The following is a 24,103-nucleotide window of genomic DNA, read 5'->3' on the forward strand; positions in this document are numbered from 1 at the left end:
AACCCCGTCACTACTCATTCAATCCATCATGACATTCCTACGCCGCCTGGCCCCGGCCAGCCTGCTGCTGTTGCTGGCCGCCTGTACCCTGACCCAGCCCAAATCTGAAATCTCTGCACCGAAAGTGCCAGTCAAGCCACGCGTCGCCCTGGCCCTGGGCGGCGGTGCGGCCAAGGGCTTTGCCCATATCGGTGTGATCAAGATGCTGGAAGCCAACGGCATCGTGCCCGACATCATCACCGGCACCAGTGCCGGCAGTGTGGTGGGCAGCCTGTATGCCTCCGGCCTGAACGGCATCCAGTTGCAGGCCAAGGCCATGCAACTGGATGAGTCTGAGCTGACCGACTGGACGCTTTCCACCAAGGGTTTCCTCAAGGGTGAAAAGCTGGAAGCCTATATCAATACCCAGTTGGGTAATCGGCCCATCGAGAAACTGCCGCGCCGCCTGGGCATCGTGTCCACCGAGCTGGATTCCGGCCAAAAGGTAGTGTTCCGTACCGGCAATACCGGCCAGGCCGTGCGCGCCTCGGCCAGCATTCCCAATGTTTTCCTGCCGGTGGTGATTGGCGGCAAGCGCTATGTCGATGGCGGCCTGGTCAGCCCGGTGCCGGTGTCGGCCGCGCGCGAGATGGGGGCGGATTTTGTCATCGCGGTGGATATTTCGGCCAAGCCCAAGGCCGGCAAGGCCACCGGCCTGTTTTCCATGCTGGACCAGAGTTTCAACATCATGAGCGGCCCGACGCTGGCGGCCGAGTTGAAACAGGCTGACGTGGTGATTCGCCCCAATGTGCTGAATATCGGCTCGGCCGACTTTGAAGCGCGTCACCAAGCCATTCTGGAGGGCGAGCGGGCCACGCAGCAGTTGATCCCGTTGATTCGCAGCCGTTTGCAGCAAAAGTCACTGGCGTTGGCGCGTTAAAGCACCGCAGGGCGGGCCTTGCCTTCTGGCTGTGGCCGGGAAAGATGGCATAATGCAGGCGTTGTCGGTCAAGCCAGGCAGGCAACGCCTGTTTTGCGTGGTGCCATCTGCCCTGCAAAGTATCATTTTTTACTCTGGGCGCAGCCCGCAAGGAGAACCGCATGATCAAGCTCTACGGCGTGCAGCTGTCCGCTTACTACAACAAGGTCAAGATTGCCCTGCTGGAAAAGGGCGTCAATTTCCAGGAAGTACCCACCCGGCCCTCGCAGGAACCGGCGCTGCTGGAACTGAGCCCGATGGGCAAGATTCCCTTTGTCGACATCAATGGCCATGCCCTGTCCGAATCCACGGTGATCCTGGAATGGCTGGAAGATGCCTACCCCACCGCCGCCCTGCTGCCGCCGACCCCCAATGGCCGTGCCAGTGCACGCGAACTGATGACCCTGCTGGATCTGTACCTGATGCCGGCAGCCGGTCCGCTGTATCGTCACCTGCTGTTTGGTGCTGCGCTGGATGAGGCTGGCAAGGTCGCTGCCAAGGCTGCTACCGAACGTAGCCTGCTGGCCATCTCGCGCTTGGTGCAGTACGGACCGTGGCTGGCAGGTGAGTATTTCAGCTTTGCCGATATTTCAGCAGCCTGTGTGTTGCCGCTGGTGGCAGCGTCCACGCAGCAGGTGTATGGCGAAGATCTGACCACCATCATTCCGGGTATCGAAGACTATCTGGCTTTGCTGGGCAAGCGTTCCAGCGTGGCCCGCACCTGGCAGGACAGTGCCGCTGCCCGGGCTGCCTTCCTGGAAGCCAGCAAGCAATAAGTACGGTTACAGGGCATCGAACAGCGGCAGTTGCTGCGGCTGGTCGGTGTCATCGGCTAGCCTGACGCCCACCCCCACCAGCCGTACCGGGCGCTGGCCGCGGGCATAGGCGATCTCCAGCAGATCGCGGTAATCGGCACTGCTCAGCTGCCGGCCGCTATGTTCGGCCGTGGTCTGGCTGAAATCGGCAAACTTCAGCTTTACGCTCAAGCCCTTGAACGGTGGATTTTCCGCCCGGGCAATGCGCCCCTGCAGCTTGCTCATCAGCTCTGGCAGCTTGTCCAGACAGGCAGCCAGGTCGGGCAGGTCCTGCGCATAGGTCTCTTCCACACTGATGGACTTGCGGCTGCGGTCGGTGGAGACCGGCCGCTCATCCTGTCCGCGTGCCAGTTGGTAGAGTCGTTCCCCAAAACGGCCGAAATGGCGCATCAGGTCTACTTTCTCCCATTGGCGCAGCTCACTGCAGCGGTGTATGCCCAGCTGTTTCAGCTGTGCCGCCGTCACCTTGCCCACCCCGTGGATCTTTTCCACCGGCAGACCCAGTACAAAACTGTCGACATCCTGTGGCCGGATCACCAGTTGGCCGTCCGGCTTGTTCCAGTCACTGGCGATCTTGGCCAGGAATTTGTTGGGGGCAATGCCGGCCGAGGCGGTGATGCCGACTTCTGCCTGGATCTGCCGGCGAATGGCTGCGGCCATGCGGGTGGCGCTGCCCTGCTCATGTGGCTGACAGCTGACATCCAGATAGGCCTCGTCCAGCGACAGCGGTTCGATCAGCGGGGTGTAGCGCTCGTAGATGGCCATGATCTGCTGGCTGGCCTCGCGATAGCGGCGCATGTCCGGCGGCAGGATGATGAGCTGTGGACACAGCCGCAAGGCACGCGCCGAAGACATTGCACTGTGCACACCAAAGCGGCGGGCGATGTAGTTGCAGGTGGCAATGACGCCGCGGCTGTCGGGCTGGCCACCTACCGCCAGCGGTACTTCGCGCAGGCTGGGGTCGTCGCGCATTTCGATGGCGGCATAGAAACAGTCGCAATCGACATGAATGATCTTGCGTTGCCCGGTCATGCGGCCTCGTGGTCAGTCGGCTGCGCGTTCGCTGTGGCCCAGTGTCTTGTCGGGTGCCACCCGGTCGCGTACCAGCTGTTTCAGCTGCTTGATGTCGGGAAAACCGCCATCGAGTTTGCGGTCCCACAGCGGCTGCTCATCGATGCTGATGCGGAACACGCCACCGCTGCCGGGACGCAGCGCCACTTCGGCCACTTCTTTTTCAAAGGTGGTCAGCAGCTCTTGTGCCATCCAGGCGGCGCGCAGCAGCCAGCGGCAGCCCGTGCAGTATTCAATGGCAATGCGGGGCAGGGAAGGCTGGGGTGTGCTGGGGGTATTCATGAGAGTCCGGCTTGAATGCAGTGCCGGATAGCATAACGCAGAATGAGGAAAAATCCGCCGGTTCCCTGAGTCGATCTATTATTTGACGGGGCTTGACTGGCAAGACCCGTTCTCCTCCATCGTGTTGACTCTTTTAGTGCAGACTTGGCGCTTACTACTGTGTAGGGTAACCGGCGGACTGAGCAGTACAAAGCGTTGTTCAACTCAATTCCCGGACGCCAGTGTGCCCAAGGATGGTGCGGCGGTAAAGCGATTACTCTAACAAAGGTCGAATGCTGCATTGCACGATGTCACATTGGCGCAACGTTGGGCAGAAAAATGCCCGCTTAAGCGGGCGGTTGCAATAATTGGCTAGAAAAATCAGCAGATTGGCAGGATTTATCTAGCCCAAAACCCTTAGTGTTCCATCGCCATCGGCGCGTCTTTTTCCACCAGCACTTCCACAGTCACCGTGCCGGCCTTGGCAAACTTCAGCGTCAGCGGGAAGCGTTCGCCCGCCTTCAGTGGCTGTTTCAGGCCGATCAGCATGATATGGTAGCCACCCGGGGCAAATTTCACTTCGCTACCGGCTGCCACGGCCACACCACCGCTCACTTCGCGCATGCGCATCACGCCGTTGTCGTTGAGATGCACATGCAGTTCGGCCTTGTCGGCGCGGGGGGTGCTGGCGGTCAGCAGGGTATCGGCTTCCTTGCCGGTGTTCTTGATGCTCAGGTAGGCGGCACCGGTGGGGCTGGCTTCCGGCATGGCACGGCTCCAGGGGTGGCCCAGTTCCAGTGTGCCCAGCTTGAAGCTATGGGCAGAAACAGTGGCGGCCAGCAGCAGGCCGGCAAGCAGGGTCAGCAGTCGGGACAGGGACATGGAATTCTCCAGAAAATTTGCGCACAAATTAGCACAGTTCCACTGCGACCGCCTGCGACATAGTGTCGCAGCGGGCGGTGGGCGGATGCGACATGGCACAGCCATGGACACGACGTCGGGCTGGTATTTGCCCGGCAGATTATTATAATCGTCGGCTTATATTCAATGGCCCTGGCATCATGCTTGAAACCCTGTCGCTGAAGTTCCTGTTTGGTGGTTTGCTCAGTTTGCTGACCATCACCAACCCGCTGTCCAAGATTCCGCTGTTCATTTCACTGACCCAGCAGATGAACGACGCCGGCCGTGCCAATCAGGCGCGCCGTGCCTGCCTGTTTGCGGCGGCCATCATGTTGGTCAGCCTGCTGGCCGGTAACCTGATCATGGCGGCCTTCGGCATTTCCTACGGTGCACTGCGCATTGCCGGCGGGCTGGTGGTGGCAGTGCTGGGCTATCGCATGCTGTTTCTGTCGCAGGACCCCGGCATGGCCCCCAAGACCAGTGAGCGCGAGGACTATGCCTTTTTCCCCTTGGCCATGCCTGGTATCAGCGGGCCGGGGACCATCGCGGTGGTGATCGGCATTTCCACCGAAATCGCCGAGCTATCTGGCTGGCCGGCCAAGGCACTGGCCTTCGGCATGACTTTTGTGGCGATTGCTGGCACCAGTGTCGGCATGTGGCTGGTGCTGCGCTCCTCGGCCATGATCTCGGCCCGGCTGGGGCGTGGTGGGCGCGAGGTGACAACCCGGCTGATGGGCTTTTTGCTGATCTGCGTTGGTGTGCAGTTTGTCGGCTCCGGCATCCGCACCTTCATGGCCGGCTCCTGACCGGGCGCAAGATCGTTCAAGTTTTCCGCTGATGGTTGTGCCAGAATGAAGCGGACCCTGTTTGTTCCGGTTTCATACCATGCCACTGCCTGAGCACGAGTTTTCCCGTTTCTTTCGCGCTGACGATATTGCGCCGCTGGAATGCCTGGATGCCTTTTACCGGCAGCAGGTGTTTGCGCCGCATTTCCACGAAGAATACGTAGTGAATGCCTTGCTGGCCGGGGCGCAGGCCTATCGTCATCGCGGTGGCAATCATATTGCCGGGGTGGGGGCGCTGGTGCTGATGAATCCGGGCGAGGTGCATACTGGCGAGTGCGCGCACCAGCAAGGCTGGGCCTATCGCGGCTTTTATCCCTCAGCACAGCTGATTGGCCGGCTGGCGGCAGAAATCAGCGGCCAGAGCGGTGTGACGCCGTATTTTCGTGAAACCGTGGTGGTCGATCCGCCACTGGCTGCGCGGCTAAACCAGTTGCATCAGGTCTTGCGTGACAGCCGGGATACGCTGCAACGCGAAACGGCACTGTATGCGGTGTTCAGCCAGGTGGTGTTGCGGCATATGCAGATTGCCGAGCGGCCATTGCGGCCTTGGCCACAAGCGGTGGAGCGGGCGCGGCAGCTGCTGGCCGACTGCGTGGCAGACAATCTGTCGCTGGCCACGCTGGCGCAGGCCGTGGGGCTGTCACCATGGCAGCTGAACCGGCAGTTTTCCCGCCATCTGGGCTTGCCGCCGGTGGCCTGGCGTAACCAACTGCGGGTAGTGCGTGCCAGACGCATGCTGGCCGATGGTCGCAGTCCGGCCAGCACTGCGCTGGAGCTGGGCTTTGCCGACCAGCCTCACCTGACCCGGGTGTTCCGGCACGCGCTAGGCATTACCCCGGCTGCCTATCAGCGCAGCGTGCGTGGCTGACAGCGGCCAAGGGCGCAAGATCGTTCAAGCCGCCGCGTGGATGGCATGGTAGGGTAAGGCTATTGCCATTCATCATTCTGTGCTCATGTCTTATACCGGCTCCTGTCATTGCGGTGCAGTGCGTTTCCGGCTGCATGCCGAACCCGAAGAACTCACCACCTGCGACTGTTCACTGTGCGTAAAGAAAAATGCATTGATGACGCGGGTGCATGAAAGCCAGCTGGAGATGCTGTCCGGGGCTGATGCCCTGGTCGAGTACCGCTGGAACAGCGGCATTGCCCGCCATTTTTTCTGCAAGCATTGCGGTATCTACACCTTTCACCGCAAGCGCGCCATGCCGGATCACTTCGGCGTCAACATTCATTGCCTGGATGATTTTGACCATAGCAGTTTGCCGGTACGCGCTACCGAAGGGGCCAATATGAGCCTGCATGGCAACAGCCTGCGCGATGTCTGGCCCGGCCCGCGGGAGGCATCATGACGCAGGCCTTAAATCGTCGCGCACTGCTGCTGGAAGGCACGCGCGATACCGTGCCCATGCTGGTGGGGGCGGCACCATTCGGGGTGATCTTCGGTACGCTGGCCATTGCCGCCGGCCTGTCCAGTGCTACGGCCATCGGCATGTCGGTGCTGGTGTTTGCCGGTTCTTCGCAGTTCATCGGTGTCAGCCTGATCGGGGCCGGCACCGCCTTGCCGGTGCTGTGGCTGACTACCTTTGTGGTGAATCTGCGCCATGCGCTGTACAGCGCCACCTTGCTACCCTTTGCCCGCGATTGGCCACTGCGCTGGCGCTGGCCGCTGGCGTTCTGGCTAACCGATGAAACCTTTGCCGTGGTTGAACACCGCTTTCGCACCAAAGGTGCCGAGGGTGGCCAGTGGTACTGGCTGGGCTCGTCGCTGGCGATGTATGGCAACTGGCTGCTGTGGACGGTAGTGGGGGTGAGCCTGGGACAGTCGCTGCCGGGCCTTGCCAATCTGGGGCTGGATTTCGCCATGGGGGCGACCTTTGCCGCCATTGTGGCACCGCAGCTCAAGCGCCGGCCGGCGCTGGGCGCCGCCGTGGCCGCTGGAGTGGTGGCCATGCTGGGGCGTGGCCTGCCCTACAAGCTGGATCTGATGCTGGCCGTGCTGGCCGGGGGAGTGAGCGGCCTGCTGCTGGAACAGCTGGCCAGGCGCAAGGAGCAGAGCACATGAACCACTGGCTCGCCATCAGCGGCATGATGCTGCTGACCGTGTTGATTCGCGCCAGCTTTCTGGTGTTTGGCCAGCGGCTGACTTTCCCCGGCTGGCTGAACCGGGCACTGCACTATGTACCGCCGGCCGTGCTGTCCGCACTGGTGGTGCCGATGGCCTTGGCCCCGGCCGGCACGGTGGATATCAGTCTGCATAATGCTTACCTGCCGGGCATCATCGTCGCCGCGCTGGTGGCCTGGAAAAGCGGCAAGACCTTGCTGGCGATTGTGGTCAGTTTTGTGGTGTACGGCCTGTGGCGTTGGGGCCTACTGCCCGGGTGAGGGCTTCAGCCTGTTCCGGCGCGCCCAGCAGCAGGACCAGCCTGGCGCGCCAGTTATCGGCCTGCCAGGCTTCGCGCAGCATGTCGCGCCACTCCACCAGGCTGACCCATAGCGGGTTGAAGCTGTTCACCGGCTTGACCGTGCCATAGTCGCAGGGTTCATCGTCGCGCTCGGCCACGTAGCTGCCAAACAGCCGGTCCCAGATGCACAGCACTCCGGCATAGTTGCGGTCGATATAGCAGGGATTGCGTGCGTGGTGGCTGCGGTGGATGGACGGCGTGTTGAACACGTATTCCAGCCAGCCCAGCTTGGGGATGGCCTGGGTGTGCACAAAAAACTGGAAGGCCAGATTCAGCAGTACCACGCCGACCACCTGTTGCGGCGGAAAGCCCAGCCAGGCCAGCGGCAGCCAGAAGGCCCACATGCCGGCCAGCGGATACATCAGACTCTGGCGGAAAGCAGTGGAAAAATTCATCCGTGTCGAGCTGTGGTGCACGCTATGTGCCGCCCACAGCCAGCGTATGCGGTGGCTGGCGCGGTGAAACCAGTAATAGAGAAAGTCCTGCGCCAGAAACAGGCTAAAAAAGCTGAGCCAGCTGGCAGAAAAGTCGAACAGGCGGTGCTGCTGGTAGAGCCAGCCATAAAGCGGCAGCACCAACAGCCAGGCCAGCTTGTCGGCAGCCTGATGCAGCAAGGCGAGACAGGCATTGCACAGGCTGTCGCGCCAGTCATAGATATCACTGCGGCCCTGCCGCTGCCAGTAATACAGCTCCCAGCCTATGCAGCCCAGAAACAGCGGTGCCAGCGCCAATAGCAGCAATTGCACGTCGAATTGCATGATGTCTTCCTCGTAGATGGCCTTGCGTCATCGCGCAAACGCTCGATTGGAGTTGTGGCTCTATTTCTACAGGAAGACGCAGTCTGCCGGCAACAGCTCTGCATGGACGCGGGGGCAAACTGGCCCCCGGCTGTGGCAGGAATGGCTGACCGGCACTCAGCGCCGGGCGTTGCCTATGCTCATCAGCATGCCCATGCCGACAAACAGGGTGACAGTGGCGGTGCCACCGTAGGAAACAAAAGGCAGTGGCACGCCGACTACCGGCAGGATGCCGGCCACCATGCCCATGTTGACGAAGGCATAGACGAAGAAAGACAGGGTGATGGCACCGGCCATGGCGCGGCCGTACAGGGTTTGTGCGCCGGCGGTAATCAGCATGGCGCGGCTGAGCACCAGGGTGTACAGGAATACCAGCACCACATTGCCGACCAGGCCGAACTCTTCCGAATACACGGCGAAGATGAAGTCGGTGGTGCGCTCCGGAATGTAGTCCAGGTGGGTCTGGGTGCCGTTGAGCCAGCCCTTGCCCCAAGGGCCGCCTGAGCCGATGGCAATCATGGACTGGATGATGTGGTAGCCCGCGCCCAGTGGGTCTTCCATCGGGTCTATCATGGTCATTACCCGGCGGCGCTGGTAGTCGTGCAGCATGTTCCACACCACCGGCATGCAGGCACCTGCCGCCACCATGCCGCCCAGAATCACCTTCCACGGCAGGCCGACGAAGAACAGCACGAAAAAGCCGGAGGCGGCGATCAGCATGGTGGTGCCCAGATCGGGCTGTTTCAGTACCAGTGCACAGGGAATGGCGATCATCACTGCGGCTACCAGGTAATGCCACCAGCGCATCGACAGCTCGTATTTCTGGAAGAACCAAGCCAGCATCATCGGCAGGGCGATCTTCATGATTTCCGAAGGCTGGATGCGGGTAATGCCCAGTTCCAGCCAGCGGGTGGAGCCGTTCACCGTTACCCCCTTGAAATGCACCGCCAGCAGCAGCACCACGCCAATGCCGTAAATGGGTGGGGCAAAGTTCATGATGCTTTGCGGCCGGCTGCGCGCCAGCAGCCACATGATGGTGAGCGACAGCAGGGTGTAGACCAGCTTGTTGTCGATCTTGTCCAGGCCCTGGTTATTGGCGGAATACAGCACCACCAGGCTGAGGGCGAAGATCAGTCCCAGAAACAGCATCAGCGGGCCATCAAGCGGAGCCTTGATCGCCAGCCACAGCCGCCTAATCAGATGTGGCTGCAGAGTCATCGGCGGTATCCATTGGCATGGTCTTCATGTCTCCGCTGATGGAGCCGGGGACCTTGCCAGTCATGTAGTAATCGAACAGGCCGCGCGCGATAGGCGCAGCCGCAGCCGCACCAAAGCCGGCGTTTTCCACGATGACCGCAACGGCAATCCTGGGCTTGTCCACCGGGGCGAAGGCGACAAACCAGGAGTGGTCGCGGTATTGCTCGGCCAGGGCCGAGGCGTTGTATTTGGCCCCCTGCTTGATGGCCACCACCTGCGCAGTACCGGTTTTCCCGGCCATGGTATAGGGCAGGCCGATACCAAGCCGCCAGGCGGTGCCGCCCGGCTTCATTACCGATTGCATGGCGGTTTTGACGTATTCGAAGTTTTCCTGCTTGAACGGCAGGGTGCGATCCGGCCTGGCTTCAACCAGCCGGCTCTTGCCGCTCTTGGCTTCCACCACTTCCTGTACCAGATGCGGTTTGTAGGCCACGCCGTCATTGGCCAGGATCGCCACGGCATTGGCCATTTGCAGGGGGGTATAGGAGTTGAAGCCCTGACCGATGCCGATGCTCACCACATCGGCCGGATACCAGCGGCGGTATTCTTCCTTGTAACGGGCAAAGCGCTTGGCTTTCCATTCCTTGGTGGGTAGCACGCCACTGGCCTCGCCGTCGAGGTCGATGCCGGTGGGCCGGCCCAGGCCAAACTGGCCGACGGTGGGGGCGATCTTGTCGATGCCCATGTCCCAGGCCAGTTTGTAGAAGAAGGTGTCACTGGATACTTGAATGGCCTTGGCCAGATTGGCCGAGCCGTTGCCATTCTTGTTGCTGTCGCGGAACTGGTGGCTGGAGCCGGGCAGGGTAAAGAAGGCCGGCGCCGGGCGCACGTCGTGCATGCCGATGGAGTGGGTTTCCAGTGCGGCCATCGACATGAAGGGTTTAAAGGTGGAGCCGGGCGGATAAGTGCCACGCAGGGCGCGGTTGATCATCGGCTTCTGCCAGTCGCTGTTGAGGGCGGCCCAGCTTTGGCTGTCGATGCCGTCGATGAACAGGTTGGGATCGAAACCCGGCTTGGACAGGAAGGCTAATACCCCGCCGGTTTGCGGGTCGATGGCCACCAGCGCACCACGACGGTTGCCGAACAGCTTGTCGGCCACTTCCTGCAGGCGGATGTCCAGCGCCAGTTTCAGATTATTGCCATTCACCGGCGGGGTGCGGCGCAGGCTGCGGATGGCGCGGCCGCCAGAGTCGGTTTCCACTTCCTCGAAGCCGACCTGGCCGTGCAGGTCATCTTCATACACTGCTTCCAGGCCGGTTTTTCCGATGTAGTTGCTGCCTTTGTAATTGGTGCTCTTGTCTTCGTCGTCCAGCCGCTCCTGGTCTTTCTGGTTGATGCGGCCGATATAGCCCAGCACATGGCTGGTGAGTTCCTTGTAGGGGTAGTCGCGGAACAGGCGTGCCTTGACCTCGACGCCAGGGTAGCGCCAGGCATTGGCCGCCACGCGTGCGGCCTCCTCCTCGGAGAGCTTCACCTTGAGCGGGATGGATTCGAAGTCCTTGGATTCGCCTAGCAATTTCTTGAACAGTTTTTCATCACGCGGGGTGATGTTCACCAGCTTGGCCAGCTCGGCGATGGTGGCGTTCATGTCCGGCATCTTGCTGGGTACCAGCTCCAGCGTGTAGGCCGAGTAGTTTTGCGCCAGGATCACCCCGTTGCGGTCCATGATCAGGCCGCGGTTGGGCAGGATGGGCAATAGCGAGATGCGGTTGTTTTGCGCCAGCGTGGAAAAATGCTCGTACTGGTAGACCTGCAGCCAGACAAAACGGGCAATCAGGATGCCGAACATCAGCAGCATGAAGCAATAGGCCACGATCAGCCGGAGCTGGAACTGGCCGTCTTCAGCCTGCGGATTCTTGAAGCGGGTAGGGCGCACGTCTTACACCGAATGATGACGGTAAGGCAGCAACAGCAGCTTGGTCAGCAAGGGCCACAACAGTGCGCCGATCAGCGGCGGCAGGAAATAGCTCCAGCCGACAAAGGCCGAACCGCTAAGCATGCGTGCCACCACCATGATGCTCTGGTTGCACAGCATCAGCCCCAACACGGCCAGGGCTTGTTGGCCCAGATTGAACATCACCAGCTGGCGCTGGCGGCTGAGCGCCAGATAAGCGGTGGCGGAATAGGCCAGTGCATGTTGCCCCAGCATGCCGGCGGTGGCGATGTCGGCCACCAACCCCATCAGGAAGGCGACGCCGACATTGACCCGGCGCGGCTGGTTGATCAGCCAGTACAACAGTACCAGGCTGATGAAGTCGGGCAGCCAGCGGGTGGATCCATGCGGCAGCGGAATCATCTCCACCAGCACCGCCAGCAGCAGGGTCATGAAAATGAAGCGGCGCTTGACCGGCTTGAGCAATTCCTTGGGGCGGTCGAACGACATGCTTACTCCGAATCGGCGGGCTTTTTGCCCTTGGTCTTTTTCACCGGAACAACCGGCTCGGCCGGACGCGGTGGCGTCTGGCCCTTTTGCTGCAATACCAGCACGAAACGGGTTTGCTGCACGCCAGCCAGCGGCTCGGTGGTGATGCGGCTGAACGCCGCGCCAGCGTTGCGTTCCACCTTGCTCACTCGCGCTACCGGCGTGCCTTCCTGATACAGGCCGTCGATGCCGGAGGTCACCACCATATCGTTTTCGCGCACATCGGCATGCAGCGGCAGATAGCGGATTTCCACCCCCCCACCATAGCCGTACAGAATGGCGCGTTCACCGGTACGGGCGATCATCACCGGCACCATCTGGTTCTTGTCGATGATCAGCGACACTTCGGCGGTCAAGGGCTGCACGCGGGTGATCTGCCCCAGCAGGCCACGGCCGTCCACCACCGGTTGTCCCGGCTGCAGATGGGCGTCGGCCCCCTTGTCGATGATGATCTTGTACGAGAAAGGATCGCGCCCGGTATACAGCGTCTCAGCCAACTGGGCGGCATCATTGCGGCTGGCCTTGATGGCATTCAGGCTACGCAGCTCGTTTAGCTCGCGCTCCAGCGTCTCCAGCCGTGCCAGGCGGGCGGACATTTCCAGCTGGCGCGTACGCAACTGGTCGTTTTCGCTTTTGAGATCGGCCTGAACGGTGAAGTAGTCGCTGACATGACGCACCATGCCCAGCGGCAGGTTGACGGCGCGCTGCAGCGGATACAGCACCAGCGACATGCCGTCGCGGGCCTGTTCCATCAGCCCATAGCGGCTGTCGCCCACCAAGAGTGCGATGGAGGCCAGGGCACAGAGAAGCAGGCGCGTGCCAGGCTTGGGCCCGGAGCGGAAAAAGCTGGGGGTGTTGGCGAAGTCCATCAGGCGGTATGCCACCCCTTGACGGGGTGGCCGCAGGTCCGTTTAGGAAAGAATCAGGGTACGTTGGTGAAGATGGTGCCGATCTTGTCCATCTTTTCCAGCGCCTTGCCCGAGCCGCGCACCACGCAGGTCAGCGGTTCTTCGGCCACGAATACCGGCAGGCCGGTCTCTTCGGCCAGCAGGCGGTCGATGTCTTTCAGCAGCGCACCACCACCGGTAAGCACCATGCCCTTGTCGGCGATGTCGGCACCCAGTTCCGGCGGCGTCTGTTCCAGCGCGATCTTCACTGCCGATACGATCTGGTTCAGGGGTTCGGTCAGCGCTTCCAGGATTTCGTTGGAGGACACGGTGAAGGCACGCGGAATGCCTTCGGCCAGATTGCGGCCCTTGACTTCCATTTCGCGTACTTCGGCACCGGGGAAGGCCGAGCCGATGGTTTTCTTGATTTCTTCAGCGGTGGTTTCGCCAATCAGCATGCCGTAGTTGCGGCGGATGTAATTGATGATGGCTTCGTCGAACTTGTCGCCACCCACGCGTACCGAGTTGGAGTACACCACACCACCCAGCGAGATCACGCCCACTTCGGTGGTACCGCCACCGATGTCCACCACCATGGAGCCGGTCGGCTCTTCCACCGGCAGGCCGGCACCGATGGCAGCAGCCATCGGTTCTTCGATCAGTTCGACACGGCGCGCACCGGCAGCCAGGGCCGAGTCGCGAATCGCCTTGCGTTCCACCTGGGTGGAACCGCAGGGTACGCAGATCACGATACGCGGGCTGGCAGCAAAGAAGCGGTTGGGGTTCACCTTCTTGATGAACTGCTTGAGCATCTGCTCGGTGACGGTGAAGTCGGCGATCACGCCATCCTTCATCGGACGAATGGCCTGGATGGAGCCCGGAGTACGTCCCAGCATGCGTTTTGCTTCCAGGCCAACGGCCAGGATGGATTTCTTGTTGGTGGGTACATCGCTGTGAATGGCGACCACGGATGGTTCGTCAAGCACGATGCCCTTGCCACGCATGTAAATGAGGGTATTGGCCGTGCCAAGGTCGATGGCAAGGTCGTTGGAGAAGTATCCGGTGAGCGAACGAAACATTGGGCGGTCCTGGTTCAGTTTCCGTCAGTCGGGCGCGATGCGCGTCCGGCAAATTCTTGCATGGGCTTGGGTTCCCGGTTCCCGTCGCAGCGCACGTCCAGGCTGGCCTGGAACGGCGGGCGGCGGCCCTCCGGGGGACATCATTGTTGCATCACGTCGCACAAATAAACAGCAAGGGCAGCAGGCAGAAAACCCTACTCGCAGCAGCATGATTCATGTCGCGAAGTGTGATGTCGATCTTGGGAGAATCAAACCCGTTATGATACCCTATAAAGCTTGAAATATTAAAGGTTTTAACGAGGACGCCATGTCTCTGACGCACCAGGATGTCGCGCGGATTGCCAAGCTTGCCCGCATCAACGTAAGCGATGAAGAAATCGCCGCGGTTGGCAACCAGCTTAACAATATTTTTGGCCTGATCGAGAAGATGCAGGCCGTCAACACCGATGGCATCGAACCGATGGCCCATCCGCAGGATGTAAGCCTGCGTCTGCGTGAAGACATCGTGACCCAAACCAACCAGCGCGAGGCGTTTCAAGCGGTCGCCCCGCAGGTGGAAAAGGGCCTGTTCCTCGTTCCCAAGGTGATCGAGTGAGTTTCAGAGCAGCACGGTTTGGGATGGTTCCCATTTGGGAGTGGCTTTTTTCCTACACCGTGCTGCCGTCCTGCCATGGCAGGAGCACCCGCTCACTGATCCCAGCTTAACCGGATATCAAGACAAAATGACGAACGCCACCCTCAAGCAACTGTCGCAACAACTGGCGGCGGGCGAGGTGTCGAGCGTGGAATTGGCCACGCACTACCTCGACCGCATCGAGGCGCTGAACCCGCAGCTGAACGCCTTCATCACCGTGGACCGCGTCCGCACGCTGGCCGATGCCGCTGCGGCTGATGCTGCCCGCGTTGCTGGCCAGGCCGGCCTGCTCACCGGCGTGCCGATGGTGCACAAAGACATTTTCTGTCAGCAGGGCTGGAAAACCAGCTGCGGCTCGAAGATGCTGGATAACTTCATCTCGCCTTACAGCGCGCATGTGGTGGAGCAGTGCAATGCCGCCGGCCTGGTGACACTGGGCCGCGCCAATATGGACGAATTCGCCATGGGCTCGTCCAATGAAAACAGCTTCTACGGCGCAGTGAAAAACCCCTGGGATCTGAACGCCATTCCGGGCGGCTCGTCCGGTGGCTCGGCCGCTGCCGTGGCGGCCCGTCTGACGCCGGTGGCCACCGCTACTGATACCGGCGGCTCCATTCGCCAGCCGGCCAGCCATTGCGGTGTGACTGGCATCAAGCCCACCTATGGTGTGGTGTCGCGCTACGGCATGGTGGCCTATGCCTCCTCGCTGGATCAGGGCGGCCCGATTGCCCAGACCGCCGAAGACTGCGCGCTGATGCTGAACGTGATGGCCGGTTTTGACGAGCGCGACTCCACCAGCCTGGAACGTGCCCGCGAAGACTACACCCGCGAGCTGAACCAGCCGCTGGCCGGTTTGCGCGTGGGTCTGCCGCGCGAGTACTTTGCCGATGGCCTGGATGCCGACGTGGCCAAGGTGATCGAAGACGCCGTGGCCGAGCTGAAAAAGCAGGGCGCGCAGGTGGTGGACATCAGCCTGCCCAATACCGAGCTGTCCATTCCGGCTTACTACGTGATCGCCCCGGCCGAAGCCTCCACCAACCTGTCGCGCTTTGACGGTGTGCGCTACGGCCACCGTGCGGCTGATTACAAAGACCTGGTGGACATGTATGAAAAGACCCGTGCCGAAGGCTTTGGCGCCGAGGTCAAGCGCCGCATCCTGGTGGGCAGTTATGTGCTGTCGCACGGCTATTACGACGCCTACTACCTGAAGGCGCAGAAAATCCGCCGCCTGATCGCCAACGATTTCAACGCCGCATTCGAACAGTGCGACGTGATCCTGGGGCCGGTGGCCCCGACCGCCGCCTTCAATATCGGTGAGAAATCCGGCGATCCGGTACAGATGTACCTGTCCGACATCTACACCCTTTCGGTCAACCTGGCCGGCCTGCCCGGCATGAGCGTGCCGGCCGGTTTCGACCGCCGTGGCCGCCCAGTGGGCCTGCAGATCATCGGCAATTATTTTGGCGAAGCAAAAATGCTGAATGTGGCACACCAGTTCCAGTTGGCTACCGACTGGCACACCCGCGCCCCCGCCCTGTAATCAAGATCGTGCCGGGGCGTGCGCTGTGCGCCCCTGACGACATAAGCAAAAGGATTTCTCCGCGATGAAATGGGAAGTCGTCATCGGTCTTGAGGTGCATGTGCAGCTCAACACCGCTACCAAGATTTTTTCCGGCACCAGCACCGCCTTTGGTGCCGAGCCGAACACCCAGGCCTCGGCCGTGGAACTGGCCTTCCCCGGCGTGCTGCCGGTGATGAACAAGGCGGTGGTGGAAAAAGCCATCCGCCTGGGGCTGGCGCTGGGTTCCAAGATCAACCAGAAGAACGTGTTTGCACGCAAAAACTACTTCTACCCCGATCTGCCCAAGGGCTATCAGATCAGCCAGATGGAGCTGCCGATTGTCGAAGGCGGCGTGCTGCCTATTCTGGTGGGTGAGGAAGAAAAGCTGGTCAAGCTGACCCGCGCCCATATGGAAGAAGACGCCGGCAAATCGCTGCATGAAGACTTTAGCGGCATGACCGGCATTGACCTCAACCGTGCTGGTACTCCGCTGCTGGAAGTGGTGTCCGAACCGGACATGCGCTCGCCGGAAGAAGCCGTGGCCTATGCCCGCGCTCTGCACAGCCTGGTGATGTGGCTGGGTATTTGCGATGGCAATATGCAGGAAGGCAGCTTCCGCGTGGATGCCAACGTTTCGGTGCGCCCGTTCGGTCAGCAAGAGTACGGCACACGCCGCGAAATCAAGAACCTCAACTCCTTCCGCTTCCTGGAGCAGGCCATCAAGTACGAAATCCAGTGGCAGATCGACACCCTGGAAGATGGCGGCCGCGTGGAGCAGGCGACCGTGCTGTTCGACCCGGACAGCGGCGAAACCCGCATGATGCGCAGCAAGGAAGACGCGCACGACTACCGCTACTTCCCCGATCCGGACTTGCTGCCGGTACGCATTGCCGACGAGCAGATCGAACGCATCCGCAGCGAAATGCCGGAACTGCCGGCCGCCATGAAGGCTCGCTTTGTCGAAGCCTTTGGTGTGTCGTCTTACGATGCCGCGCTCTTGACCGGTAGCCGCGCCACGGCGGAATACTTCGAAGCGGTGGCCCAGGCCTCGGGTCAGGGCAAGCTGGCTGCCAACTGGGTGAATGGCGAAATCGCCGCCCGGCTGAATCGCGATGGCAAGGACATCAGCGCTTGCCCGATTGCCGCCGAGCGCCTGACCGGCCTGATCCAGCGCATTGCCGACAACACCCTGTCCAGCAAGCTGGCCAAGCAGGTGTTCGATGCGCTGTGGGATAGCGAGTTGTCCGCCGATGCCATCATCGAGCGCGATGGCCTGAAGCAGGTGTCCGATGTGGGTGCCATCGAGAAAATGGTGGAAGAAGCCATCGCGGCCAGCCCCAAGGCAGTGGAAGAGTACCGTGCCGGTAAGGAAAAGGCGCTCAATGCGCTGGCCGGTCAGGTGATGAAGGCTTCCAAGGGTAAGGCCAATCCGGCGCAGGTGCAGGATATCCTGAAACAGAAATTGGCCTGATCCACCCCGCTGCCACCCCTGGTTGGCGGTTTTCAGCGAACGGCATGCTGCGGCATGCCGTTCTGTTTTTGCAGTTTAAATAGATAATTTTAACTGCTGCCCGGTGCTTCCCCAGGCTGGCCATGGCCTGGCATTTGATTGTCATGGAAAAATCATTGTGTTGTCTTCCTGCACTCTTTCAGCTCACAGCTCACTTTGACAGCTGGTATTAACCCACTGATTTGACACGGAAAGCGCTTTTTGAGGCTGTTGCTAAGTCATTGTCGCAAAAGGTGAATTAGCACCGAGTGATGTTGACCATAGTGAAGTTCTTTCTTATAGTGGCGAAAAGTGGGGTGAAGTGGGTAAATGTGGGGCGACGGCCCCTCAACTTTCAGCGGTGGTGTCCAGCTCATGATCGGCGGCGTCAGTATTGTCTCTCTTGATAGCAAGGGTCGTTTGGCCATTCCGGCCAGACACCGTGAGACACTGCTGTCCGCGTTCGGACACAAACTGGTTGTCACCCTCGAATCCCCCGACCATCTGCTGATTTACCCAGAACCTAATTGGCGTCCGGTTGAAGCTCGTCTACTGGCACTTCCCACCGGCAATCCCACGCTGAAACGCTACCAGCGCCTCGTGCTTGGCCACGCAGAAACGCTGGACATGGACAGCGCCGGACGCATCTTGCTGCCTTCCCGCCTGCGCGAACTGGTCGGTCTGGACAAGGACGTGGCACTGGTGGGCATGGGCAACCGCTTCGAGCTGTGGAATGCCGAGGAGTGGGACAGCCAGACCACGGAAGCACTGGCCATCGACCAAGCCGATCTGGCACAACATCTTGGAGACTTTACCCTGTGAGTTCCACCCCGTACGTGCACCGCACGGTGCTGCTAGCCGAAGCTGTAGCCGCGCTCGCCATCAAGCCTGATGGCGTGTATGTGGACTGCACCTTCGGTCGCGGTGGCCACAGCCGGCTCATCCTGTCGCAGCTGGGGCCGCACGGCCGCCTGATTGCCTTCGACAAGGATCTGGAAGCCATTGCCGAAGCTGACAAGCTGGCGGCAGAAGACAGTCGCTTTACCATTGTCCACAACGGTTTCGAAACCCTGGGCCAGGAACTGGCCCGGCTGGGTGTGGCCGTGGTGGATGGTGTATTGATGGATCTGGGCGTGTCCTCGCCACAGATCGACGACGGACGTCGCGGCTTCAGTTTCCGCTTCGACGCACCGCTGGACATGCGCATGGACACCACCCGCGGCATCACTGCCGCCCAGTGGCTGGCTACTGCGGAAGAAGACGAAATCAAAGAGGTCATCAAGACTTATGGTGAAGAGCGGTTTGCTCGCAAGATCGCAGCAGCCATTGTTGCGCAACGGGAGCTCGCTCCCCTCCAGACCACGCGTGAGCTCGCCCTGCTCGTTGGGCAAAACGTCCGTACTCGGGAACCGGGTCAGGACCCAGCCACGCGGACCTTCCAGGCGATCCGGATCTTTGTGAACCGCGAGCTGGACGAGCTGAAAGCGGTGTTGCCGCAAGCGGCCCGTCATCTGGCTGAGGGCGGCCGGCTGGCCATCATCAGCTTCCACTCGCTGGAAGACCGTATCGTCAAACAATACCTGCGTGATGCCAGCAGCGTGGAAAAGCTGCCTACCTGGGTGATGGTGCGTGCCGACGAGATGGCCCGCCCGCCGCTGGAAACCGTGGGCAAGCCGGTGCGCGCCAGCGAGGAAGAAGTGCGTGAAAACGCCCGTTCCCGCAGCGCCATCATGCGTATCGCCGAGCGTACCGCCGCGCCGTGGCGGGAGGGGGATGCATGAACCGCCTGTGCGCGATCCTTCTGGTGCTGGTCGTGGTGTCCGCCTGGTCGGTGGTCACCTCGCAGCACGTATCGCGCAGGCTGTACAGCGACCTGCAGAAAGAGCAGAAGTCCGCCCAGCAGCTGGAGGTGGAATTTGGCCAGCTGCAACTGGAGCAAAGTACCTGGGGTGCGCACGCGGTGATTGAAAAGGCCGCCAGTACGCGGCTGGGCATGCACACGCCGGATCCACGGCAGATCCAGGTGATTTCTGCCCGGGGAGGTGCCTGATGCGCACCAGCTACTCCGCCCATCAGCGTGAACGCCTTGCCGATGCCAGCCCTGCCCTGAAAATGACGGCAGGGCGTGTGCGTTTTGTGCTGGTGATGCTGGGCATGCTGTTTCTGGCGCTGATCGGCCGTGCCATTTACCTGCAAGTGGTGCAGCAGGACTTCCTGCAAGGCCAGGGTGAGGCGCGTTTCCGTCGCGCCATGACGCTGGAGGCCAACCGCGGGGTGATCACCGACCGTAACGGTGAACCGCTGGCCATCAGCTCGCCGGTACAAACCATCTGGGCCAGCCCGGCCGACATGGAGCCGGTGCCGCCGGCCAAGCTGCGTGATCTGGGCAAGCTGCTGGATATGGCACCGGAGGAGCTGGCCACCAAACTGTCTGACCGCAAGAAAGAATTCGTTTACATCAAGCGTCAGATCAATCCGGAAGTGGCAGACAAGGTGATTGCCCTGGGCATTCCCGGCATTGCCAAACAGCAGGAATACCGCCGCTTCTATCCGGCCGGGGAAATCATTTCCCACATCATCGGTTTTACCGGGGTGGACGGCAAAGGTCAGGAAGGTGTGGAGCTGGCGCGCGAAAAAATGCTGTCCGGCAAGGATGGCCGCCGTGTGGTGATCAAGGATCGTCGTGGTCACATCATCGAGGATGTGGCTGCCATCGAGCCGCCGCGCGATGGCCAGACCCTGGCGCTGGCGGTGGATCATCGCATCCAGTACCTGGCCTACCGCGAAATCAAGGCCGCCGTGGAAGAGAACAAGGCCAAGGCGGGCAGTGTCGTCGTGCTGGATGCCAAGACCGGTGAACTGCTGGCGCTGGCCAACTACCCCTCCTTCAATCCCAACAACCGGGTTGGCACCACGCCGGAAATGCTGCGTAACCGGGCGGTGATCGACCTGTTCGAACCCGGCTCCACCATGAAGCCGCTGTCGATCTCGCTGGCGCTGGAGCACGGCAAGGCCAACGTCAATACCGTGCTGGACACGCACAGCTACATGATTGGCCCGGCTACCATTCGCGACGTATCGGCCCAGCCCAGCCTGAATATTCTCGGCATTATTCAGAAGTCGTCCAATGTGGGTACCAGCAAGCTGGCCTTGCTCAATTCGCCGCAGGATTTCTGGACTTATTACGACTCGCTGGGCTTTGGCCGTCCGCCCAATACCGGTTTTCCCGGTGAGGCGGCAGGGCGATTACGCGACTGGAAAAGCTGGCGGCCCATCGAGCAGGCCACCATGTCCTTTGGCTACGGCGTATCAGTCAGCCTGCTCCAGATGGCGCGGGCTTATACCATTTTTACCAATGACGGCGTGATGCTGCCCATCTCGCTATACAAGACCAGCACACCCATGCCGGGCAAGCGTGTGCTGAGCGAGAAAACCTCACACGAGATGCACGACCTGCTGGTCGCCAACAGTGAGCCGGGTGGCGGTGCTGTGGGTGGCCGCATCATCGGTTACAGCATCGGCGGCAAGAGCGGTACGGCGCGCAAGCTGGAAGGCCGCACCTATGTGGCTAACAAGCACCGCGCCCTGTTTATGGGCTTTGCCCCGGGCAAGAACCCCAAGCTGATCGTGGCCGTGATGATAGACGAACCCACGGCCGGCAAATATTACGGCGGCGCCATTTCCGCGCCGGTGTTTTCCCAGGTGGCTGGCGGCGCGCTGCGCGTGCTGAATGTGCAGCCGGACGAGCCGTCCAACAATAGCTTGCTGCCGGATTCGACCCCGGTCCCTGCGGATTTTTGAAGAAACAGAACATGAAAAGTCGCCTGACAAGCTTGCCGGACTGGGATCCGGCACAACTGAACCAGCTGGGCCTCCCCCTCAAACGGGTCGAGGCTGACAGCCGCCGCGTGCTGCCCGGAGATATCTTCCTGGCCTGCCACGGCGAGTACGCTGATGGCCGCGACTTCATTGCTGCTGCGCTGGAAAAAGGCGCAGCCGCCGTGCTGTGGGACAGTGCTGACGGATTTGCCTGGAAACCGGAATGGGATCTGCCCAATCTGCCGGTGCCGGCCCTGCGCGAACGCGCCGGCATGGTGGCGGCACATGTCTATGGCCAGCCCAGCCTGGCGATGACGGTGATCGGCATTACCGGCACCAATGGCAAGACGTCGATTTCCCACTGGTTGGCACAGGCCTTTTCCCTGCTGGGGCAAAAAGCCGCGCTGATTGGCACCGTGGGTAATGGTTTTTATGGCGAGCTGACCGAAACCACCCACACCACGCCGGACCCGGTGACCGTGCAACAGAAACTGGCCGAATACCGCCGCCAGGGAGCACACGTGGTGACCATGGAAGTGTCCAGTCATGGGCTGGACCAGTCGCGGGTCAATGGCGTCAGCTTTGCTACGGCGGTGTTTACCAACCTGACCCGCGACCATCTGGACTACCACGGCAGCATGGAAGCCTACGGTGCGGCTAAGGCCAAGCTGTTCCACTGGGAAGGCCTCAAGCATGCGGTCATCAATGTGGACGACCCGTTTGGCCGCCAGCTGGTGCAGGACATTGATGCCAGTCAGACCAAGGTAGTGAGCTACGGCCTGACCCAGGGTGATGTCCGCCCGCTCAGCCTCACGGCCAATCTGGATGGTCTGCACCTGCAGGTGACCACCCCTTGGGGTGAGGTGGAAGTGCGCACCGGCCTGGTGGGGCGCTTCAATGCCAGCAATCTCCTGGCCTGTCTGGCCACGCTGTGTGTCAACGGCATCAGCCTGGCCGATGCTGCAGCAGTCATGGCACGTATTCAGCCGGCACGTGGTCGCATGCAGAGCATAGGCGGCAGCCACGAGCCGCTGGTGGTGATCGATTACGCCCACACCCCGGATGCCCTGGAAAAAGCCCTGGCCACGCTGGCCGACATCCGCCCGGCCGGTAGCAAGCTGTATTGCGTATTCGGCTGCGGAGGCGACCGTGATCCGGGCAAGCGCCCGATGATGGGTGAAATCGCCGAGCGCATTGCCGATGTGGCGGTGGTGACCAGCGACAACCCGCGTACGGAAACCCCGCAAACCATCATCGAACACATTCTGGCTGGCATGAGCCATCCAGGCCATGTCGAGGCCGACCGTGCTGCCGCCATTCACTGGGCAGTCGCCCAGGCGCAGGCTGGCGATATCGTGCTTGTCGCGGGCAAGGGCCACGAGGAATACCAGGACATCGCCGGGGTCAAGCATCCCTTCTCCGACTTCCGCATTGCCGAAGAAGCGCTGACGGCCTGGGGAGACCGGACATGATGACCTTGCAACAGGCGGCACAACTGGCTGGCGGCATCCTGACGGGTGGCGACGGGCAAGTGTGTCTGGCCCGCGTGGTCACCGATAGCCGTGCCGTGCAGCCGGGCGACCTGTTTGTCGCGCTCAAGGGCGAGCGTTTTGATGCTCATGAATTCGTGGCCGATGTGCTGGCCCGTGGTGCTGTTGCTGCACTGGTGGCCGAGGATTTTGCACTGGAAAATGCCAGCCTGATCCGGGTAGCTGATACCCGGCTGGCGCTGGGCCGTCTGGCTGCCGGTTGGGCTGCCACACTGCCGGCGCTGCGCGTGGGCATTACCGGCTCCAACGGCAAGACTACGGTCAAGGAAATGCTCACCGCCATTCTCAAGGCCCATGCCGGAGACGCCGCCGTGCATGCCACTGCCGGCAACTTCAATAACGATATTGGCCTGCCGCTCACCCTGCTGGGTCTCAAGCCCGCCCACCGCTATGCGGTGCTGGAAATGGGCATGAACCATCACGGCGAGCTGACTTATCTGACTGGGCTGGCGCAGCCGCAAGTGGCATTGGTCAACAATGCCATGCGTGCACATTTTGGCTATTTCGCTGACACCACCGATGTGGCGCGGGCCAAGGCAGAGATTTTCCGCGGTCTGCCGGACGATGGCGTGGCCATCATCAATGCCGACGACGCCAATGTCGATCTGTTCCGTACGGCTGCCGGCAAGCACCGCGTGTGCAGCTTCGGCCTGCAACAGCCAGCCGACATCAGCGCCCGTGACATCAAGCTGCAGGCGCTGGAGAGCAGTTTTACCCTGTGCAGCCCGCAGGGCGAGCAGGCCATCAGCCTGCCGGCGCCGGGCGAACACAATGTCCGCAATGCGCTGGCCGCCGCTGCGCTGGCGCTGGCGCTGGATGTACCGCTGGCCACCATCGCGGCCGGCCTGGCTGCTTTTGGCAATGCCAAGGGCCGTTTGCAGCAGAAGGCTGGCCTGCACGGTGGCGTGGTGATCGACGACAGCTACAACGCCAATCCGGATTCCATGAAAGCCGGTATCGATGTGCTGGCCGGCTTGCCGGCACCGCACTGCTTCGTGATGGGTGATATCGGCGAGCTGGGCGAGTCAGCCGTGCAACTGCATTGCGAAGTGGGCGAACACGCCCGCCTGCGCGGCATTGCCCAATTGGTGACGCTGGGCGAACTCAGCCGTCACGCCGCCGCTGCCTATGGCGACGGCGCGCAGAGTTTTGATGATTTCGTGGCGTTGGCCAGCTGGCTGGACGCCAATTTGCAAGCGGGAACCTCGGTGCTGGTGAAGGGTTCGCGCTTCATGCGTATGGAACGGGTGGTGGAACACCTGACGACCGCAAAACAACAAGAAGAGGGAGTGTAAG

At 61.3% G+C, this 24,103-nt stretch carries 25 protein-coding genes; 16 read left to right on the plus strand and 9 right to left on the minus strand.

The window, feature by feature from the left end:
- Positions 1–28 precede the first annotated feature (28 nt).
- Positions 29–919: a patatin-like phospholipase family protein gene (locus tag H2Z84_RS15385; protein WP_181836762.1), complete on the plus strand. Its 891-nt coding sequence runs from the start codon at positions 29–31 to the stop codon at positions 917–919.
- A 161-nt stretch (positions 920–1,080) separates the two neighbouring features.
- Positions 1,081–1,734: a glutathione S-transferase family protein gene (locus H2Z84_RS15390; RefSeq protein WP_181836763.1), complete on the plus strand. Its 654-nt coding sequence runs from the start codon at positions 1,081–1,083 to the stop codon at positions 1,732–1,734.
- Positions 1,735–1,740: 6 nt separating this feature from the next.
- Here the strand turns inward: H2Z84_RS15390 and dinB are convergent, their stop codons facing one another.
- The 3 genes from dinB to H2Z84_RS15405 form a co-directional block, all read right to left on the minus strand.
- Positions 1,741–2,805 (minus strand): DNA polymerase IV, encoded by a 1,065-nt coding sequence (dinB, locus tag H2Z84_RS15395; RefSeq protein WP_181836764.1) that lies wholly within the window; start codon positions 2,803–2,805, stop codon positions 1,741–1,743.
- Between the two features lie 12 nt (positions 2,806–2,817).
- Positions 2,818–3,126, minus strand: coding sequence for an Rdx family protein (locus H2Z84_RS15400; RefSeq protein ID WP_181836765.1), 309 nt, complete (start codon positions 3,124–3,126; stop codon positions 2,818–2,820).
- A 396-nt stretch (positions 3,127–3,522) separates the two neighbouring features.
- Positions 3,523–3,987: a copper chaperone PCu(A)C gene (locus H2Z84_RS15405; RefSeq protein WP_181836766.1), complete on the minus strand. Its 465-nt coding sequence runs from the start codon at positions 3,985–3,987 to the stop codon at positions 3,523–3,525.
- Between the two features lie 179 nt (positions 3,988–4,166).
- On the opposite strand from H2Z84_RS15405, the gene H2Z84_RS15410 reads away from it, so the two are divergent.
- The 5 genes from H2Z84_RS15410 (at position 4,167) to H2Z84_RS15430 (ending at position 7,232) form a co-directional block, all read left to right on the plus strand.
- Positions 4,167–4,811, plus strand: a complete 645-nt coding sequence (locus H2Z84_RS15410) for a MarC family NAAT transporter (protein ID WP_124645262.1) — start codon at positions 4,167–4,169, stop codon at positions 4,809–4,811.
- Between the two features lie 79 nt (positions 4,812–4,890).
- Entirely contained in the window at positions 4,891–5,718 is an 828-nt protein-coding gene (locus H2Z84_RS15415) for an AraC family transcriptional regulator (RefSeq protein ID WP_181836767.1), read from the plus strand.
- Between the two features lie 85 nt (positions 5,719–5,803).
- Positions 5,804–6,199: a GFA family protein gene (locus tag H2Z84_RS15420; protein ID WP_181836768.1), complete on the plus strand. Its 396-nt coding sequence runs from the start codon at positions 5,804–5,806 to the stop codon at positions 6,197–6,199.
- On the plus strand, positions 6,196–6,912 hold the full coding sequence (locus H2Z84_RS15425) for an AzlC family ABC transporter permease (RefSeq protein WP_181836769.1): 717 nt from the start codon (positions 6,196–6,198) through the stop codon (positions 6,910–6,912). Before H2Z84_RS15420 ends, H2Z84_RS15425 begins: the two co-directional genes overlap by 4 nt.
- Positions 6,909–7,232 (plus strand): AzlD domain-containing protein, encoded by a 324-nt coding sequence (locus tag H2Z84_RS15430; RefSeq protein WP_181836770.1) that lies wholly within the window; start codon positions 6,909–6,911, stop codon positions 7,230–7,232. The genes H2Z84_RS15425 and H2Z84_RS15430 overlap by 4 nt, the downstream gene beginning before the upstream one ends.
- Here the strand turns inward: H2Z84_RS15430 and H2Z84_RS15435 are convergent.
- The 6 genes from H2Z84_RS15435 to H2Z84_RS15460 form a co-directional block, all read right to left on the minus strand.
- Entirely contained in the window at positions 7,183–8,070 is an 888-nt protein-coding gene (locus H2Z84_RS15435) for a sterol desaturase family protein (protein ID WP_181836771.1), read from the minus strand. The genes H2Z84_RS15430 and H2Z84_RS15435 overlap by 50 nt on opposite strands.
- 156 nt (positions 8,071–8,226) lie before the next feature.
- Complete coding sequence (gene rodA / locus H2Z84_RS15440) at positions 8,227–9,327, minus strand: rod shape-determining protein RodA (protein ID WP_181836772.1); 1,101 nt, start codon at positions 9,325–9,327, stop codon at positions 8,227–8,229.
- Positions 9,302–11,242 carry a penicillin-binding protein 2 gene (gene mrdA, locus H2Z84_RS15445; RefSeq protein ID WP_309545485.1) on the minus strand — a complete coding sequence of 647 codons (1,941 nt, stop codon included), beginning with the start codon at positions 11,240–11,242 and terminating at the stop codon, positions 9,302–9,304. Before mrdA ends, rodA begins: the two co-directional genes overlap by 26 nt.
- 3 nt (positions 11,243–11,245) lie before the next feature.
- The gene (mreD, locus tag H2Z84_RS15450; RefSeq protein WP_181836773.1) at positions 11,246–11,749 is read right to left on the minus strand and encodes a rod shape-determining protein MreD; all 504 of its coding nucleotides are present in this window, start codon (positions 11,747–11,749) and stop codon (positions 11,246–11,248) included.
- A 2-nt stretch (positions 11,750–11,751) separates the two neighbouring features.
- The gene (gene mreC, locus H2Z84_RS15455; RefSeq protein ID WP_181836774.1) at positions 11,752–12,657 is read right to left on the minus strand and encodes a rod shape-determining protein MreC; all 906 of its coding nucleotides are present in this window, start codon (positions 12,655–12,657) and stop codon (positions 11,752–11,754) included.
- Between the two features lie 53 nt (positions 12,658–12,710).
- On the minus strand, positions 12,711–13,754 hold the full coding sequence (locus H2Z84_RS15460) for a rod shape-determining protein (protein ID WP_103522960.1): 1,044 nt from the start codon (positions 13,752–13,754) through the stop codon (positions 12,711–12,713).
- Between the two features lie 307 nt (positions 13,755–14,061).
- Between H2Z84_RS15460 and gatC the strand changes: the two genes are divergently transcribed.
- From gatC to H2Z84_RS15505, 9 genes are all read left to right on the plus strand, one after another.
- Positions 14,062–14,349 carry an Asp-tRNA(Asn)/Glu-tRNA(Gln) amidotransferase subunit GatC gene (gene gatC, locus H2Z84_RS15465; RefSeq protein ID WP_059284572.1) on the plus strand — a complete coding sequence of 96 codons (288 nt, stop codon included), beginning with the start codon at positions 14,062–14,064 and terminating at the stop codon, positions 14,347–14,349.
- Between the two features lie 127 nt (positions 14,350–14,476).
- Complete coding sequence (gatA, locus tag H2Z84_RS15470; protein WP_181836775.1) at positions 14,477–15,928, plus strand: Asp-tRNA(Asn)/Glu-tRNA(Gln) amidotransferase subunit GatA; 1,452 nt, start codon at positions 14,477–14,479, stop codon at positions 15,926–15,928.
- A gap of 64 nt (positions 15,929–15,992) precedes the next feature.
- Complete coding sequence (gene gatB, locus H2Z84_RS15475) at positions 15,993–17,420, plus strand: Asp-tRNA(Asn)/Glu-tRNA(Gln) amidotransferase subunit GatB (RefSeq protein WP_181836776.1); 1,428 nt, start codon at positions 15,993–15,995, stop codon at positions 17,418–17,420.
- Between the two features lie 393 nt (positions 17,421–17,813).
- A complete protein-coding gene (mraZ, locus tag H2Z84_RS15480) occupies positions 17,814–18,260 on the plus strand; it encodes a division/cell wall cluster transcriptional repressor MraZ (protein ID WP_103522963.1) in 447 nt (148 codons plus the stop codon).
- A complete protein-coding gene (gene rsmH / locus H2Z84_RS15485) occupies positions 18,257–19,219 on the plus strand; it encodes a 16S rRNA (cytosine(1402)-N(4))-methyltransferase RsmH (protein WP_181836777.1) in 963 nt (320 codons plus the stop codon). The genes mraZ and rsmH overlap by 4 nt, the downstream gene beginning before the upstream one ends.
- Complete coding sequence (ftsL, locus tag H2Z84_RS15490; protein ID WP_059284568.1) at positions 19,216–19,488, plus strand: cell division protein FtsL; 273 nt, start codon at positions 19,216–19,218, stop codon at positions 19,486–19,488. Before rsmH ends, ftsL begins: the two co-directional genes overlap by 4 nt.
- Complete coding sequence (locus H2Z84_RS15495; RefSeq protein WP_181836778.1) at positions 19,488–21,239, plus strand: peptidoglycan D,D-transpeptidase FtsI family protein; 1,752 nt, start codon at positions 19,488–19,490, stop codon at positions 21,237–21,239. Before ftsL ends, H2Z84_RS15495 begins: the two co-directional genes overlap by 1 nt.
- 11 nt (positions 21,240–21,250) lie before the next feature.
- Positions 21,251–22,729, plus strand: coding sequence for a UDP-N-acetylmuramoyl-L-alanyl-D-glutamate--2,6-diaminopimelate ligase (locus H2Z84_RS15500; RefSeq protein WP_181836779.1), 1,479 nt, complete (start codon positions 21,251–21,253; stop codon positions 22,727–22,729).
- The gene (locus H2Z84_RS15505) at positions 22,726–24,102 is read left to right on the plus strand and encodes a UDP-N-acetylmuramoyl-tripeptide--D-alanyl-D-alanine ligase (protein ID WP_181836780.1); all 1,377 of its coding nucleotides are present in this window, start codon (positions 22,726–22,728) and stop codon (positions 24,100–24,102) included. The genes H2Z84_RS15500 and H2Z84_RS15505 overlap by 4 nt, the downstream gene beginning before the upstream one ends.
- Position 24,103 lies beyond the last annotated feature (1 nt).

This window comes from Aquitalea aquatica, assembly GCF_013911085.1.
Classification (GTDB): domain Bacteria; phylum Pseudomonadota; class Gammaproteobacteria; order Burkholderiales; family Chromobacteriaceae; genus Aquitalea; species Aquitalea aquatica.

Excerpts from the sequence above, each read along its gene's own strand:
- H2Z84_RS15495 (WP_181836778.1), top strand. The coding sequence starts at position 19,488 with ATGCGCACCAGCTACTCCGCCCATCAGCGTGAACGCCTTGCCGATGCC.
- H2Z84_RS15405 (WP_181836766.1), bottom strand. The coding sequence starts at position 3,987 with ATGTCCCTGTCCCGACTGCTGACCCTGCTTGCCGGCCTGCTGCTGGCC.
- mreC (WP_181836774.1), bottom strand. The coding sequence starts at position 12,657 with ATGGACTTCGCCAACACCCCCAGCTTTTTCCGCTCCGGGCCCAAGCCT.
- H2Z84_RS15425 (WP_181836769.1), top strand. The coding sequence starts at position 6,196 with ATGACGCAGGCCTTAAATCGTCGCGCACTGCTGCTGGAAGGCACGCGC.
- H2Z84_RS15400 (WP_181836765.1), bottom strand. The coding sequence starts at position 3,126 with ATGAATACCCCCAGCACACCCCAGCCTTCCCTGCCCCGCATTGCCATT.
- mraZ (WP_103522963.1), top strand. The coding sequence starts at position 17,814 with ATGATCGGCGGCGTCAGTATTGTCTCTCTTGATAGCAAGGGTCGTTTG.
- gatB (WP_181836776.1), top strand. The coding sequence starts at position 15,993 with ATGAAATGGGAAGTCGTCATCGGTCTTGAGGTGCATGTGCAGCTCAAC.
- dinB (WP_181836764.1), bottom strand. The coding sequence starts at position 2,805 with ATGACCGGGCAACGCAAGATCATTCATGTCGATTGCGACTGTTTCTAT.
- H2Z84_RS15385 (WP_181836762.1), top strand. The coding sequence starts at position 29 with ATGACATTCCTACGCCGCCTGGCCCCGGCCAGCCTGCTGCTGTTGCTG.
- H2Z84_RS15460 (WP_103522960.1), bottom strand. The coding sequence starts at position 13,754 with ATGTTTCGTTCGCTCACCGGATACTTCTCCAACGACCTTGCCATCGAC.
- gatC (WP_059284572.1), top strand. The coding sequence starts at position 14,062 with ATGTCTCTGACGCACCAGGATGTCGCGCGGATTGCCAAGCTTGCCCGC.
- H2Z84_RS15430 (WP_181836770.1), top strand. The coding sequence starts at position 6,909 with ATGAACCACTGGCTCGCCATCAGCGGCATGATGCTGCTGACCGTGTTG.
- mreD (WP_181836773.1), bottom strand. The coding sequence starts at position 11,749 with ATGTCGTTCGACCGCCCCAAGGAATTGCTCAAGCCGGTCAAGCGCCGC.
- H2Z84_RS15500 (WP_181836779.1), top strand. The coding sequence starts at position 21,251 with ATGAAAAGTCGCCTGACAAGCTTGCCGGACTGGGATCCGGCACAACTG.
- H2Z84_RS15410 (WP_124645262.1), top strand. The coding sequence starts at position 4,167 with ATGCTTGAAACCCTGTCGCTGAAGTTCCTGTTTGGTGGTTTGCTCAGT.
- H2Z84_RS15435 (WP_181836771.1), bottom strand. The coding sequence starts at position 8,070 with ATGCAATTCGACGTGCAATTGCTGCTATTGGCGCTGGCACCGCTGTTT.
- H2Z84_RS15420 (WP_181836768.1), top strand. The coding sequence starts at position 5,804 with ATGTCTTATACCGGCTCCTGTCATTGCGGTGCAGTGCGTTTCCGGCTG.
- rodA (WP_181836772.1), bottom strand. The coding sequence starts at position 9,327 with ATGACTCTGCAGCCACATCTGATTAGGCGGCTGTGGCTGGCGATCAAG.
- H2Z84_RS15415 (WP_181836767.1), top strand. The coding sequence starts at position 4,891 with ATGCCACTGCCTGAGCACGAGTTTTCCCGTTTCTTTCGCGCTGACGAT.
- H2Z84_RS15505 (WP_181836780.1), top strand. The coding sequence starts at position 22,726 with ATGATGACCTTGCAACAGGCGGCACAACTGGCTGGCGGCATCCTGACG.
- H2Z84_RS15390 (WP_181836763.1), top strand. The coding sequence starts at position 1,081 with ATGATCAAGCTCTACGGCGTGCAGCTGTCCGCTTACTACAACAAGGTC.
- ftsL (WP_059284568.1), top strand. The coding sequence starts at position 19,216 with ATGAACCGCCTGTGCGCGATCCTTCTGGTGCTGGTCGTGGTGTCCGCC.
- gatA (WP_181836775.1), top strand. The coding sequence starts at position 14,477 with ATGACGAACGCCACCCTCAAGCAACTGTCGCAACAACTGGCGGCGGGC.